Raw genomic sequence first — 17,186 nt, forward strand, 5'->3', positions numbered from 1 at the left:
TTCGTTTATAAAAAAAAGCTCAACATCAAAATTTGATGTTGAGCTTTTTAATTAAAAAAACTAATTATTAAATAAATTTTACCAACCTGGATTTTGTGGTAATAAATTAGGGTTAAGTATTAATTCGTTACTTGGTATAGGCAATAAATATGCTTTACTTTCATCAAAATTATAAGGGTCTGAACTAAGAAATGGAGCAATATAACCTTCAGAATCTATCGTTACATTTGATTCTGGTGTATCTGAATTTACAATACCATCGTAAAAATATGCTCCTCTAGGAGTGGTTCCATTAACTAATTCATGAGCTCTCCAACGTAATAAATCATCAAGTCTAAAACCTTCTGCCATTAGTTCAACAGTACGTTCTCTACGAACTTCATACAAAATATCTGTAAGGGTATATCCATAATTTGGCCAATCAGGATCCATAGTTATTGATCCTAACGTTATACCAGGCATACCTACACGAGTACGTAACTTATTAATAGACTTTTCCAAATGAGCTTGAGTAATGGTACCTAATTCTGCTTTAGCTTCAGCAAAAATTAATAAAGCTTCAGCATAACGCATTATAACCTTGGACGTGTTTTTAGTAAAATCACTAGTAACAGGATCTATATCAATATTTCTATATTTTTGTGATTCATACCCCGTAAGTCCTGCATTAGCAGTAGTGAAATCAGGAGCTATATAAGCAACAGTTGAGCTACCATCTCTTTTAATTAAATCTCCAGGCACCATTATTAAAGCGGCTAATCTTGGATCTCTGTCTACTTCAATTGTAGCTAAAGACTTATCTCCTTCATCGTATAAATCGCTTACTGAAATAGGGTCACCATCAATACATAAATAGCTACGTATTGCTTCTCTAGTATAAGCACAACGGTTCGGCCAAGAAAGTTGTAAACTATTATTAAAACCTAAATCGTCATTAAAATCTCTCCAAAGCATTACTTCGCTATTACCGCTCAGTCCAACTTGGTTAAACAAAGAAGAATAATCATCTTCAAGTGTAAATACACCACTATCGATAAGTTCTTCAGAAGTATCTGCAGCGATTTCTAAATAAGCAGAACCGTTAGAGCCTTCTACGCCAAAAGCTGTTCCATTATGATACCTTTCCCATGTCCCTTCATAAAGAGCAATCCTTGCTTTTAGTAATAAAGCAGCTTCTTTACTTACACGAGGACTTGTTGAGATATCTGGAAAAGATTGTAATAAAGAAATAGCAGTGGTTAAATCCGAAAGAATAAAATCGGCTACTTCATTTCTTGGTTCTCTAGCAGCGAATAAAAACTCTTCATCCTTATCATCAAAATATTTATCAAATATTGGTAAATCACCGTAATCAACTAAAAGATTAAAATAGTAATACGCTCTAAAAAAATAAGTTTCTCCTATGTATTGGTCAATTTCTGTTTGATCACCTTCTGCTTGATCAACATGATCTAAAAGCCAATTAACTTCTCTTACCTCGTCCCAACTCCAAACTGAATTTGAAGACTCTGTAGCTACACCTGTTTGACCACTAAGTCTAGAGTTTATATTTTCAGCAATACCCATATCAGAATCAAGATCGGGTAGTACAGAGAAACCTACATTAGTATTTGACCAACCTGGTAAATCATTATAAAAAGCATTAACTGATGCTCTTAAATCACCAGGTGTGCTATAAAAATCAACCTCCGAGACAACATCCAAAGGTGTTTTTTCTAAAAAGTCTTCGCAAGACGACAAAGTCACTGCTGTACTTAAAATAAATAATTTTATTATATTTTTCATATTTCTACAATTTTGTAATTAGAATGATACGTTTAATCCCATGGATACAATTTTCTGTAACGGGTAAGATATGGCACTACCTGTTACACCAGCTGTAATATTTTCTGGATCAAAGAAGAGCATATCGTTAACTGTAAATAGGTTTTCTCCGGTAACATAAAGTCTAAAATTGGTTATACCGTGCTTGCTAGTTACATCTTTAGGTATTGTATATCCTAATTGTAAACTTTTTAATCTAGCATAAGCTCCATTTTGTATATAACGGTCAACTACTTGACTATAATTTTTGTTATTTCTACCTGGGTTGGCAGAGTATGGTGCTGGGAAATAAGCATCTAAATTTGGACCTAATGGATTTGTGGTATCTTCAGGTCTAAAATAATCTAAATGTTCTTCCCAAACATTAGCATGAAATGCGCCTTGAGCAGGACCTCTAAACCTTTGGTGATTAGATACTACGACATCTCTTTTTCCAACACCTTGTATAAAAGCATTAAAATCTAAATTTTTATAGACAAAACCAAGATTTACTGCATATTGATAACGTGGTGTAGTATTACCAAGTACACTCCAATCTCCAGTATCTCCAACTTCCCATGCGCCTCTGTTTATAGATCCGTCGCCATCAAGATCTTTATATTTTGTATCACCAGCTGAATAAGACCAACCAGTAACCGCACTTTGGTCTATAGGATGATTTGCTGCTTCTTCATCTGTTAAAAACCAGCCATCCCATGTAAGACCGTAAATTGTACCTAAATCCTGTCCTGGGTAGTAGGTTTGAGTTAAAGATTGCTCCGCTGTTCCATCAGGAACAGGGTAATCTACTATGCTTCTTGTATAGTCTGAAAGTACCGCTCTAATATTATAACTAAAATCTTTACCTATATTTTGTCTCCATTTAGCCTCTACTTCCCATCCTTGAACTCTTGAAATTCCTGCGTTTGCTACAGGAGCATTTGTTCCTAACTGTGCAGGTAAATTAAGACCACCTGTAGCCATGCCTTCGATATCTGTACGATACCAAGAAAAACCTATATCCAGTTTGTTGTTAAATGCGCTAAGATCAAAACCAATATCTGTAGTTTTTACTTTTTCCCAAGTTAAGTTTTCACTACCTAAACCTGGCGTAAAAGCGTAAGTTTCGCGTTGACCATCAAATAAATAGCTTGTTCCGCCAGTATTTAATTCTATATTAGATAAATACAAATAATTACTAACATTTTGATTTCCTAACGTACCATAAGACCCTCTTAATTTGAAGGTGTTAATAGCATCTATTGGCCAGAAATTCTCTTTAGCTACATTATATCCAGCCGAATAACTTGGAAAACCAGCCCATCTATCCTCTGGAGCAAATCTAGAAGATCCATCTCTTCGGTAGCTAAATTCAAATAAATATTTTTCTTTGTAATTATATCTAAATCTACTAAACACACTTTGTGTTGCCCAATGCGTTATGGCTTCACTTACAAGTTGATCATCATCTAAAGATGCATTTATAGAAACTACATTATCAGAAATTAAATAATCAGTCTGTGCACCTAAACTATGGAAATTATTCACCTCACTTTGGTATCCTACTGTAGCATTAAGGTTATGGTTCCCAATAGATTTATCATAAGTAGTAAAAATGTTAGGAGAAAAATATTCGGTTGTTGCAAAAGCTGGAGAATAAGATGTGTTTTGCTGTGCTACTCTATCAATAAATCCGGCAGGTCTTATTTGTTGACTTGATAAAATACTCTCTTCTTCATAGTTATTACTTCTTTTATAATTAAGATTAACGTTTAATTTCAAGTCTTTAATAGGCTCAATAATAAATCTTGGTAATAAAACAAGTTGATTTTGTTCTGTTTTAAAACGCTGAGTAGCCCAAAACGGAAAATATGAGTGTCCAAGCCATTCCTCTCCATAAATAGGATCTACTAAAGGAAAGGTTGGTTTTATTTTAGATAATAAGTCTAAAACTCCAGATAAGTCATTATCTGTACCTCCTTGCGTTGGGTAATCTGAGTAGCTTTTTAAAACTTTAGTTAATAATTCTACTTTTAACCATTTATTAACTTGTGAAGAAATTTTTGCATCAAGATTGTATCGTTGAAAAGATTCATCTCCTACTTTCAAAAGACCACCTTCGTCATAAGCCCCAGCAGAAAAATAATAGTTTAATTTTTGATCTCCACCTGATATACTTAAGTTATGTTTAGTTCTTTCAGCCCAATCTTTATATAAAACTTCAGTCCAATCGGTAGCACCTGTAGCATCAATTCCAATACTGGTATAGTTCCAGTTTGTACCCGCAGCATTAACACCTATTGATGGCGCACTTCCAGGGTTTGCCATGTTGGCCAAAATATTAGCTAAATCTGTTTCATCATGATATGGGTTTTGACCATTATTTATCCTAGAATCATTAACAGCATAAGCAAAATTAATGGGGCTAGCTAATTCGGGAATTTTTGTTGGTTGGGTTAAAGCGTAGTTAGTACTGTAAGTTACTCTAATTTTCCCTTTCATATTACTACCGCTTTTTGTGGTAATTAATATGGCTCCACCTGCAGCTTGTGATCCATAAATAGAGGCTGCTGCAGCATCTTTAAGTACAGAAACAGTTTCGATACTTTCAGGGTCAATATCATTTAAATTCATTTCAATACCATCAACAAGTACTAATGGCGAAGATTCTTGAACATTACCACCGCTACCTGCACTAGTTAAAAATCCACGTATATTAATATTGGTATCAGCACCAGGCGCACCACCAGAAGATGAGTTACTAATTACTAATCCTGGTACGGAACCTTGCAATGAACGAGCTACATTTGCTGAAGGTCTGTTTTCAAAAGTTTCTGCACCAACTTGAGATACTGCTGCGGTTAAATTTACTTTTTTCTGTGTACCATACCCAACAACAACAACTTCGTCTAATTGAGAGATATCTTCATCTAAAACAATTTTAAGTGTTGTTTTGCCTCCAACAGAAACTTCTTTTGTAACAAATCCCACAAATGAAAATACTAACACTGCATTTGCATTGGATGGTGTTATCGAGAAACCTCCATCAAAATCAGATTGAGCTCCATTAGCTGTGCCTTTTTCTACAATATTAACACCGGGTATTGGTTGACCGTTAATATCGGTAATTGTTCCTTTTACTTGTTGTTGTAAATAGTTAGTAGTTTTTTTAAATTCTACACTCGTGATAGGCTCCAAACCATAACTGGCAGAAACGCACGAAAAAACTAAAACGCTCAAGAAAAAACTTAAGTGCTCTTTTTTTCGATAGAAAGAGAAATTGTGTAATTTAATTTTCATAGAAATGTGAGTTAATTAATAGTTAAAAATTTTTGTGGTTAGTAATAGCTTTTCATCTTTAAACATCTTCTAAAAAAAACAAACGAAAGCAAAAAAAATCTTAAACGAATTCGGTTTTGTAGCGTTTATTTTCATAAAACAATGTTAAAAACATAATAAACCTATATATTCTAAACGTAATGAAGATAAGAATTTCGACAAACAACACCTACCATTCGACAGATAAGTATTAAAATCATGTTAATTTTTTATTAACTAAAAAAGAACCCTTTTTATACAGACAATAAGAAATTGATTAAATTATGGTATCGGGGTGTATAAAATTTTAATATTCAAGGTGTTTAAACCAAATAAAAAACCTCCAACGATTTTAAATCATTGGAGGTTTTATTATGAATAAATACTCTGAATTTTAGTACCCAGGATTCTGTGTTAGATTAACATTATCATCTAAAAAGTTAATAAAAATTGGTAATAAATAGTAATTATCATCCCAAACTCTTTGATAAATTTCAAGATCTGATGAATCGTATTTTGGACCTATTAAATCGCCCGGTAAGTCTACATCATCAGGAATTCCATAAACAGTACCAATAACTTGGTTACCTAATTTATATCTCCAAATATCAAACCAACGTTGTGGGCCTTCACCAGCAAATTCATAGCGTCTTTCTAATAGAATAGCATCGATCATGGAGTTACCAGTGGTTCCTCTTGTTACAGTTGGTAATCCAATATCTGCATATTTTGGCATTCCAACACGTTCACGTACTTGGTCTAAATATGTTATAGCTTCTCCATCTCTTCCTTGTCCTGCTAAAGCTTCAGCATACATCAGTAAAACTTCAGAATATCTAATTATTTTAAGATCAGCATCTCCTTCTATATTGTTAAGCATAGTATAATCTGTATACTTTTTAAAACCATATCCCGTTGGGTTATTGTTAGAGCCTTGAACTCTATCTCTTGTATCTCCATAAGATGGGTGAGGTAAAAAGATATCATTATTTACACCATCAGTTCCAAGATATTCATCTAAAGGTAACCTAACAGAAGCCTCAAGTCTAGGGTCTCTATTCACCCAAGGGTTAGCAGGGTCGTATGTTGAATCATCTTTAGGAAATAAACCATTGATAGTTTGAACTTCTTCTATAAAATTTGAAGTAAACCCTGGTCTTCTTTGATTATTTCCACTACCATTAATCCCTTTATATAAATCTCTAGGAGAAACCTGCAACGCATATCTACTTACATTAATACCTGTTACGTAAATTGTTGCAAGTATAGTTTCTGGAGATATTAAATCGCTATTTGGAGTAAACTGCTCTTTAAAACCATCAATACCATCTACCAAAGCGTAAACACCACTGTTAATTATTTCTGAACAAGCTGCCTCTGCTCCTTCATATAAAGCATTTTGGTCCGAATGCCAACCTAAAGCATTTAAATATGCTCTCGATTTTAATGCTAATGCAGCACCTTTAGTTATACGACCAACATCGTCACCTGAGTATGTTTCTGGTAAATGATTGTCAATTTCATCTAATTCACTAATAATAAAATCAAACACTTCTTGTCTTGGTGTTCTAGCAGGGTTATCAGCAGGTGTTAATGTTGTTGTTACTAATGGAACATCTCCGTAAGCTAATACCATAGTTTCATATATCCATGCTCTAAAAAACCTTGCTTCTGCAGCAAATCTTTCTCTATTAGATTCTGTTTGAAACGTAGCACCAGGTAATGACTCTAAGAAAAAATTAATATTTGCAATATCTTGATATCTATAAAAAGTTCTTAAAGATCTTCTACTATCACTCCAATTAAAATCTGAACCTTGGTTATCTGCAGTATTTGCAATATTTCTATGTATTGCATCATCTGTCCAAAAATAAGGAACAATATAGGCCTGGTTTGCATCTATCGAAAATAACGGATCTTCAACATCTAAATTAGGCAATGAAAAGTAAAGGTTATTTAATGCTAAATTTAAATCTTCTTCCGACTGGTAAACAGTAGATAAATCAAGATCATCTAGATCATCTACTTTTAGAAAGTCTTCATTACAAGATGTAATGAAAACAAGCAACACAAGTAGAGATGCTAATTTGTATGTTTTTATATATTTCATATTAAATAATATATTTAAAAATAAATGTTTTTGATATATTTTTATTCTATTCATAGTTTTAAAATTTAATATTTAAACCTAATGCCGTAGTAAATGGTAATGGGTAATCCACATTATTCACACCTAATTCAGGATCCCAACCATGCTCATATACAGGACTGTTAGTCCATATCACTCCAACGTTCTCCATAGACAAGTATAAATTCATACTTTTAATAAATGAAATACGATTAAGTATGTTTTCACCAAAATCATAATTAAGCGTTACGTTTTGTAGCTTAATAAATTCTGCATCCACAATAAAGTGATCTACAGCACTATTATAATTTTCATTACTTGTACTAACAGGTCTTGGTAAAAGTGCATCTGTATTTCCTTCAGACCAGTAATCTAATTGGTATGTCCATGGAATACCTCCACCTAAAAACGGATCTACTACATTTGCTGAATTCCAATACTGATTATTATCAAATGAACCATAAAATCGAGCTGATAATGTTAAGTTTTCGTAAGATACTCCTAAGTTAAAACCAACATTCCAGTTTCTATCACTATTATCATCTATTGTAACACGATCTTCACTATCAATAACACCATCTCCAGTGTCCATTACACCATCTCCATCACTATCTATAGTTAACTGATCGATATATTTAAATCCACCTAAGTAAGTTCCAACACCATTAGCACCACTAACGTTACTCTGGTCTATAAGCGTTCCATCGCTTGTAACATAAGTATCAATTTCTTCTTGACTGTCAAAAAAGCCATCTACTTGATACCCAAATCTATTATTTACACTTAAACCTACTTGCAGGTTATTACTTTCCGAACCACCTTCAATACGAGTAATTTCATTATCATAATTAGAGATATTAGCTCCAACAGAATATTTGAATTTCCCAATAGTATTTTTATGTTTTATATTAAAGTCCCAACCAGAACTTCTAACATCATATGGGTTACCTTGCGCATCTCCAAAACCATATTCGTATGCCGTTGAAGAAATATTATCCAAGATATCTTTACGATTATTCACAAAGTACTCAGCTCCAATGTCTAGTTTTCTATTGAATAATGAAGCGTCAATTCCAATGTTTAATATTGTTGATGTTTCCCAAATTAAATCAGGGTTTACAAAGTTATCTACTCCAAGTCTTGCATTTGAAACTCCTCCTAAAGGATATCCAGAAGCATCATAAGTTACTAATTGCTGAGTTACAGAACCTAACGTACCATCTGAACCTGCAGAACCGTATGACCCTCTAAATTTTAATAGATTTACAAAATTAACGTTATCAAAGAATTTCTCTCTAGAAGCAACCCAACCTACAGCAACAGATGGAAAAAAGCCCCATTTATTTTCGTCTGTAAAATAAGAAGACCCATCTCTTCTAAAAGATGCTTCAATTAAATATTTATCGGCAAAACTGTAGTTAAACCTACCTATATAAGACAAAGTTCTTGCATTACCACCTCTAGTCTCAGTGTTTCCAAGACCATCATAAGTGTTAGAATCGTTTACAAGCTCACCTTGATTTAACGATATAATATTATCAAAAAGAAATCCTGTTCTACTTGCCGCTAAAAGTTCTGATTCTCCACTCTCACTTTGTATTGCTAAAAATGCTTTTGCAGAATGTTTTCCTTTCTCAAACTCGTATGTTAAAGAGGTTAAAGAACGAAAATTATGAGATTTAGTAGATTGTACCTCTAATACTCTTTCATCTGTTGAAACTGAAAAATAATCTCTGTTTGCAGAATCTGGGTTTGTGTAAGAGTCAGGATCCGTAGCATCAAGACCTACTGATGCAAATGGATTAGACCATGCTCTTGCATACTCATTAGTTTTTATGTAAGATACACGTTCCTCCAAAGATAATCCTTTAACAGGTGTTATTTTAGCGTATAACTGTACATTTATTCTATCTAAATCAGATTCACTAAAGCTTCCTGAAGATGCACTTGCTACTGGGTTAGACCCATCTGCAGTTCCATTACTTACCCATAAATCATCTTCCGTTTTTACAGGATAAAAAGGCAAACCTCTTACATTAGTTCCTCCTACAACCTCTACAGATTTATCTATTCTATTACTAATTAATGTGTTAGTACCAACGTTTAACCAACTATTAATATCTGTATCTATTTTTAAACGTAAATTCAATCTCTCAAATTTATCTTCTCCAAGCGCTAACCCCTCTTGCGTAAGGTAACTTCCTGTCATTAAATACCCTGTGTTTTCAGATCCACCAGATAAGGTTAAACTATGAGATTGTTGCACAGCACTACTTTCAAAAACTTCTTCTATCCAATTAGTTTCAGGGTAAAAGCCGCTATTAGCCAAACTTACAGAATTCTCATCCCAAGTCCCCGGAGCAATATCATTTTGAAACGCCATATATTGGCTAGAATTTAATGTTTGTTGTAATCTCGGAGTTGTTTGTATAGAACTCGTCATATTATAACTTACAGTTGTCTTTTTATTTCTAGATGCTTTTTTAGTGGTTACCAATAATACTCCATTTGCACCACGGGCACCATAAACAGCTACAGCAGAAGCATCTTTTAAAACAGATACACTTTCAATGTCCTGAGGATTAATATCAGATAAAGAACCTTCAAAATTATCAATTATAACCAATACATCATTAGCATCGCCAATAGTACTAGTTCCCCTAATTTGAATACTAGGTATAGCTCCTGGAGAACCACTAGTATTATTCATAACTAAACCAGGAACAGATCCTACTAAAGCAGAATATCCATTAGTTACAGGTCTTTTCTCTAGATTTAGTTCTTTATTAGTAACTTGAACTACAGAACTTACTACTTTACTAGAATTCTGTGTACCATAACCAACAACTACAACTTCATCCAGTTGTGCAATATCTTCAGCCAAAACAACTGTAATATCTGTTTGGCTACCAATAGGAACTTCCTTTGTGACAAAACCAACAAATGAAAACACCAAAACGGCATTCTCGTTTGATGGACTAATAAAAAAGCCACCATCAAAATCAGATTGAACTCCGTTTGTTGTACCTTTTTCAACAACATTAACACCCGGAATAGGTTGCCCGTTAACGTCTGTAATAAGTCCTTTTACTTGTTGTTGTAAATAGTTTGTAGTTTTTTTAGATTCTACACTCATAATAGGTTCCAAACCGTAACTAGCAGAAACACACGAAAAAACCAATACGCTCAAGAAAAAACTTAAGTGCTCTTTTTTTCGATAGAAAGAGAAATTTTTTAATTTAATTTTCATAGAAATTCGAATTAATTAACAATATTTTTTTTTAGATATTCTTAATTTTATTTTCAAGCAAAAATATTAATCAACACTCAATATTGTTTAAACAATATAGAATACTTTTAATACTAATACTTTTAAAATTTACATTAAGAATGTAATAAATTTATAAGTTCTTTAAAGTTAACAGGTAACTATTTCGACCAATGACCTCTAGCTCTCGACAAATAATCAAAACACAACCTAAAAGCCCATTATCACTAGGATAATCCTTAACATAAAACGTGTTTCTTATCTTACAAAAAGCAGTATTTACCTCCAGATACGCACCTAAGCACAGCATAAATTCTTGCTCTTAAAACCTACAAATACAACCTAGTACGCTATCATACACCTGATTACTGAATAATATTCCTTTAGTCTTTTATGAAACCTAAAAGACGTGAGACGAAAACGACTTTTATCTATAACCCTAAGTTATTGGTCGAAATTTCAACTCATAAAACATAAATAAGTATATTTTTATAACATACTTATATGTGTAGATAAAATCAGTTTGTTTTTTTACACCGCTAAAAAGTAAACTATTAACAACACTAACTTCTAACATCAACCAAAACATGAGTACCCTTTTTAGAAAGATAAAAAGCACATTAACCCCATACTTATTATGTTTCTTACTAGCGCTTACATCATGCGATAAAAAAGAACTAAAAATAGGTAAAACTGAAATTATCCCGTTACCAGCAGAATTAATAGAAGGCAACGGACATTTCATTATTAGCGAGAAAACAACAATTTCCGTTAATAATGAAGAGCAAAAAACTATTGTAATTAATTTTTTTAAAAAATTTGAAACAGCATCCGGATGGATCCCAGAAATAAGTATAAATAATGATCAAGCAGATATTATTTTTTATACTGAAAAGTCTCTCAACCCTGAAGCTTACGAATTAGTCATTAATACAGGGGGCATACATGTAAAATCGGCCTCAGGGGCCGGTTTTTTCTATGCTATGGAAACCATTGGGCAATTACTACCTGCAACATTATATTCCAAAGAAAAACAAGCAAATACCATTTGGGGTATTCCAGCTGTTACTATTAAAGACGAACCGGCTTTTAAATGGCGTGGCTATATGCTAGATGTATCTCGTCATTTTTTCACAAAAGAAGAAGTAAAAGATGCTATCGATTTTATGGCAGAAGTGAAACTAAATCGCTTCCATTGGCATTTAGCAGATGATAATGGCTGGCGTATAGAGATTAAAAAATATCCAAAATTAACAGAAGTAGGAGCGTGGCGTGTAGACTATAATGCTAAAGATGAAAATACATCCAATTGGTGGGGGAGACCTAGACAAAAAGAAGGTGAGAAAGCAACCTATGGAGGCTTTTACACTCAAGAAGATATTAAAGAAATTATAGCTTATGCTAAAGAGCGCTATATCGAAATTATTCCAGAAATAGATATGCCGGGGCATTCATTGGCAGCTATAGCATCGTATCCAGAAATATCATGTTCCGAAGGCCCTTTTTATGTGGGTACAGGCGGAGTTGTTAGGAACAATACGTATTGCCCTGGTAAAGAAGTTACTTTTGAGTTTGTTGAAAATGTTTTAGGAGAAGTTATGGATTTATTTCCTTTTGATTATATGCATATTGGCGGTGATGAGTGTAATAAAGAAGCTTGGGAAGTAGACCCAGATTGCCAATTGCGTATGAAAGAAGAAAATCTTGCCAATGTTCATGAATTGCAAAGTTATTTTGTTAAAAGAGTAGAGAAAATAGTAAATGCACATGATAAAAATATGATTGGTTGGGACGAAATATTAGAAGGTGGTTTAGCTCCAAATGCAACCGTAATGTCGTGGCGAGGAGAAAAAGGCGGTATTGCTGCGGCAAGACTTGGTAATGATGTTATTATGACGCCTTCAAGATATTGTTATTTAGATTTAAAACAAGGCGACGACGATTTAGAGCCTAATTTGGGCTACGCATACTCCTTTTTAAAAGATACATATAACTATAAAATAGTATCCGATAGTTTAACTGCCGAACAAGGAAAACACGTTTTAGGTATACAAGGGAATTTGTGGACAGAGTCTATAACCAATTGGAGCCAATTAACTTATATGACTTTTCCTAGGTTATATGCAGTTGCAGAAAATGGATGGACAGATCAAAAAGCAAAAAATTGGGATGATTTTACAGACCGTTTACTAAATCAATTAGAACGATTAGAAGAAAAAGGAGAGCGTTATGCTACAAGTGCTTATAATGTTAGAATAGATCATAAAGGTCAAAAAGAAGGTTCTATCAATGTTTCACTTAAAACCGAAGTTAATGGGTTGGATATTTACTATACTTTAGATGGTACGGAGCCATCATTAACTTCAACTAAATACAAATCGCCATTTTTACTAAAAAATACATCGACCGTAAAAGCAACTTCATATAAAAAAGAAGAGCAAACGGGTAATGTTTCAACAAAATATTTTCCTATTCATAAAGCGGTTGGAGCAAAAGTAGTTTATAATTCACCAAAACTTAATGATGAAGAATCACTACATCGTTTAGTCGATTTAAATTATGCAAAACTGAATAGAGGCGATCGTAATTGGCAAAATATTAATGGAGATTTAGATGTGGATCTATTTTTTAACGAACCAATATCAATACAATCGTTAGAAGTTACAAGTCTTAGATTTACTAATTCGAGTGTTTATGTTCCAGAATACATTGAAATTTATGGTTCTGAAGATGGTAACACATTTACTAAGTTAGGAGAAATTAAACAACTTGAAAAAAGCCACACTCAAGGAAGAAACAAGGTGGTTTCTTTAATTAATTTTAAGGAAACAACGGTAAAAGTAATAAAGGTAAAAGCAAAAAGTGTTAATCCAATTCCAGAAGGACATCGCAGGGTTGGAGGTGCATCAAAAATTTTAATTGACGAACTTATAATATTTTAAAACATTAATAATAAAGAATATATAAAATGAAACATTTATTTATAGTAGTACTCTATTTACTCGTTAATTCATGCTCAAATAAATATGAGGCTATTGTGAATTCTGAAAGTGATTATCTTATAGTTCCAAAACCAACATCATTAGAGATTTCTAATGGTAAGTTTTTGTTAGATTCAAACACAAAGGTTATAGGTGAAGCAGCTCTGGAAAACGAAGGTGATTATCTTTCAAGTTTATTAAGTAGCATGTTAGATAAGCCTATACCTTTTACAGATGAAGGAAAAGCGGATGGTAATATTTTATTGAAACTAGATGCAACTATACCTAATAGTGAAGGTTATGTTTTAACAATCAATTACAATCAAATAACAATAACGGGAAGCACAAGTAAAGGGGTGTTTTATGGCATACAAACTCTAAGCCAGTTAATTCCTTTAGCTAGCAACCCGGAAGCTAGTCTAAATACAGAATTTTTAATTCCTGCTGCAACAATAGCAGATAGCCCAAAGTTTGTTTATAGAGGTATGCACTTAGATGTTGCTCGACATTTTTTTCCTGTTTCATTCGTGAAAAAATATATAGATATACTTGCTATGCATAAAATGAATACGTTTCATTGGCATTTAACCGAAGATCAAGGATGGCGTATAGAAATAAAAAAATATCCAAAACTAACATCTATTGGTAGTATTAGAAAAGAAACTATTGTTGGTCATGGTAATACATGGAGAAATCCCGATGTTAAATATGATGGAAGACCTTATGGTGGTTTTTATACACAAGAAGATGTAAAAGACGTTGTCGCTTATGCGGAAAAAAGGCACATAACCATAATTCCAGAAATAGAACTGCCAGGACACTCTTTAGCGGCTATAACAGCATATCCAGAATTAGGAAATACAGGAGAGCAATATGAAGTAGGAACACGATGGGGTGTTTTTCCTGAAATTTATGCGCCAAGCGAGAAAACCTTTAAATTTTTGGAGGATGTTTTAACAGAAGTTATTGCGTTATTTCCAAGTAAACTAATTCATATAGGAGGCGATGAAGCTCCAAAAACACAATGGGAATCTAGCAAATTGGCTCAAGATATTATTAAAGTAGAAGGCTTAAAAGATGAACACGAGTTACAAAGTTATTTTATAAGAAGAATAGAGAAATTCTTAAACTCTAAAGGACGAAATATTATTGGTTGGGATGAAATTCTAGAAGGAGGTTTAGCTCCAAATGCAACCGTAATGTCTTGGAGAGGCGAAAAAGGCGGTATTCAAGCAGCAAAAATGCACCATAATGTAGTTATGACGCCAACAGGTTTTTGTTATTTCGATTTTTATCAAACTAAAGATAGAAAAAACGAACCACTTGCTATAGGAGGTTATACATCTGTAGAAAAAGTATATAGTTATAATCCTTTGCCACAAGAATTAACTAAAGAAGAGCAAAAATACATTTTAGGAGCGCAAGCCAATGTGTGGAGTGAATATATTACAACACCCAAACAGGTAGAATATATGGTTTTACCAAGATTAACAGCATTGTCTGAGGTGGTTTGGTCTACTTACGAAACAAAGGATTGGAGCGATTTTCAAATGCGTTTAATTCATTTAACAAAAAGGTATGATGCTTTAGGTTTAAATTATGCTAAGCACAGTTTAGAGTTAAAGACCGAAAAATAAACGGTTTTATAAAAAAAGTTGTAACTCATTTGTTTTTTTATCTATAACCAGAAGTTACTGGTCGAAATTATGCGCTATTAGGTATTTAAAAATTTAATTTTAATCGCTAAGTATAAAATTAGAAGTTATATGCAAACAGAACTTATTAAATACAAAGAAGCCGGTAAATTTGAAGAAACACGTTTTGAAAAAATTCATAACGTTATTTTTGAATCATCACAAGAAGCTTCAATTATCGTTGCTCAAGAAATAGCAACTTTAATTAAAAACAAAAGTGCTATCAACGAACCTTGCGTTTTAGGCCTTGCAACAGGATCTTCACCTATAAAAGTTTATGAAGAGCTTGTAAGAATGCATAAAGAAGAAGGGCTTAGTTTTGCAAACGTAGTTTCGTTTAATTTGGATGAATATTATCCAATGGATAAAAATAATATCCAGAGTTACTACTACTTCATGCATGAGCACTTATTTAATCATGTGGATATTCGTCCTGAAAATGTTAATGTTCCTAACGGTTCAGTTAGCCCAGATGATTTACATCAATATTGTATTGATTATGAAAACAAAATAAAAGAACTTGGAGGTTTAGATTTTCAATTATTAGGAATAGGGCGTACAGGACATGTTGGATTTAACGAACCTGGATCGCATTTTAATTCTAGAACTAGAAGTATCATTTTAGATCATATTACAAGAGCAGATGCTGCACCTTCATTCCGAGGAATAGATAATGTTCCAAGGAAAGCTATTACAATGGGTGTTGGTACAGTAAGAATTGCTAAACGAATTGTTTTATTAGGATGGGGTTTAAATAAAGCAAGTATTCTTAAGGATACAATTGAAGGCGAAATTACAGGTCAAGTTCCGGCAACATATTTACAAGATCACGATAATACTACATTTGTTTTAGATCAAGGTGCATCGGCAGAGCTTACGCGAGTAAAAACTCCATGGTTGGTAGCTACTTGCCAATGGACTGAAGAACTTGAGCTAAAAGCTGTGGTTTGGTTAAGTCAATTAGTAGATAAGCCTTTCCTAAAATTAACCGATAAGGATTATAATGATAACGGCATGTCCGACTTGATAGTTGAAGAAGGTTCTGCATACGATTTAAACATAAAGATGTTTAATAAAATGCAAAAAACAATTACAGGATGGCCAGGAGGAAAACCTAATGCAGACGATTCTAACCGTCCAGAAAGAGCAACGCCGGAGAGAAAACGCATAATTATTTTTAGTCCGCACCCAGATGATGATGTTATTTCTATGGGAGGCACGTTCGATAGATTAGTGCAACAAGGTCATGATGTGCATGTTGCTTATCAAACCTCGGGTAATATAGCGGTTTCAGATGATGAGGCTTTAAAGTTTGCTGAAATTGTTAAATCATATAATGAAGATAGTAAAGAACCTAATGCCATTATAGATGATCTAAATAATAAAACGGGTAACGAAATAGATTCATTAGAAGTAAGAAAACTAAAAGGGCGAATTCGAAGAAGTGAATCTTTGGGAGCAACACGATATTTAGGATTAAAAGATAGTAATGTTCATTTTTTAGACCTTCCGTTTTACGAAACAGGAACTATAAAGAAAAATAATTTATCATACGAGGATATAAGTATTGTTTCCGATTTAATCGAAAAAATAAAACCACATCAAATTTATGCCGCTGGAGATTTAGCAGATCCGCATGGTACTCATAAAGTTTGTCTTGATGCTATTTTTAAAGCTTTAGATGATTTAAAAGGGCAAGACTATATGAACGATTGTTGGGTTTGGTTATACCGTGGTGCTTGGCACGAATGGGAATCTTACGAGATTGAAATGGCAGTGCCTATGAGTCCGGATCAAGTACTTAGAAAAAGACATGCTATATTTTGTCATCAATCACAAAAAGATGGTGTTATGTTTCAAGGAGACGATAACAGAGAGTTTTGGGTAAGAGCTGAAGATAGAAATAGATTAACAGCAAAAAAATATAATGATCTTGGCTTAGCTGATTATGCAGCTATTGAGGCCTTTAAACGCTATCATTTTTAGGATTTATT

At 33.2% G+C, this 17,186-nt stretch carries 7 protein-coding genes; 3 read left to right on the forward strand and 4 right to left on the reverse strand.

Annotated features, from left to right (window positions below):
* Positions 1-78: 78 nt before the first annotated feature.
* From M4I23_RS12095 to M4I23_RS12110, 4 genes are all read right to left on the reverse strand, one after another.
* On the reverse strand, positions 79-1,785 hold the full coding sequence (locus M4I23_RS12095) for a RagB/SusD family nutrient uptake outer membrane protein (RefSeq protein ID WP_158850786.1): 1,707 nt from the start codon (positions 1,783-1,785) through the stop codon (positions 79-81).
* An 18-nt stretch (positions 1,786-1,803) separates the two neighbouring features.
* Positions 1,804-5,103: a TonB-dependent receptor gene (locus M4I23_RS12100; protein WP_158850784.1), complete on the reverse strand. Its 3,300-nt coding sequence runs from the start codon at positions 5,101-5,103 to the stop codon at positions 1,804-1,806.
* Positions 5,104-5,515: 412 nt separating this feature from the next.
* Entirely contained in the window at positions 5,516-7,231 is a 1,716-nt protein-coding gene (locus tag M4I23_RS12105) for a RagB/SusD family nutrient uptake outer membrane protein (protein WP_158850782.1), read from the reverse strand.
* Between the two features lie 58 nt (positions 7,232-7,289).
* A complete protein-coding gene (locus M4I23_RS12110) occupies positions 7,290-10,499 on the reverse strand; it encodes a SusC/RagA family TonB-linked outer membrane protein (protein WP_158850780.1) in 3,210 nt (1,069 codons plus the stop codon).
* A gap of 605 nt (positions 10,500-11,104) precedes the next feature.
* Between M4I23_RS12110 and M4I23_RS12115 the strand changes: the two genes are divergently transcribed.
* From M4I23_RS12115 to nagB, 3 genes are all read left to right on the forward strand, one after another.
* A complete protein-coding gene (locus M4I23_RS12115) occupies positions 11,105-13,459 on the forward strand; it encodes a beta-N-acetylhexosaminidase (RefSeq protein WP_249754551.1) in 2,355 nt (784 codons plus the stop codon).
* Between the two features lie 26 nt (positions 13,460-13,485).
* On the forward strand, positions 13,486-15,135 hold the full coding sequence (locus M4I23_RS12120; protein ID WP_158850776.1) for a beta-N-acetylhexosaminidase: 1,650 nt from the start codon (positions 13,486-13,488) through the stop codon (positions 15,133-15,135).
* A gap of 129 nt (positions 15,136-15,264) precedes the next feature.
* A complete protein-coding gene (nagB, locus tag M4I23_RS12125) occupies positions 15,265-17,178 on the forward strand; it encodes a glucosamine-6-phosphate deaminase (protein WP_249754552.1) in 1,914 nt (637 codons plus the stop codon).
* Positions 17,179-17,186 lie beyond the last annotated feature (8 nt).

The organism is Algibacter sp. L4_22, assembly GCF_023473045.1.
Lineage (GTDB): Bacteria > Bacteroidota > Bacteroidia > Flavobacteriales > Flavobacteriaceae > Algibacter.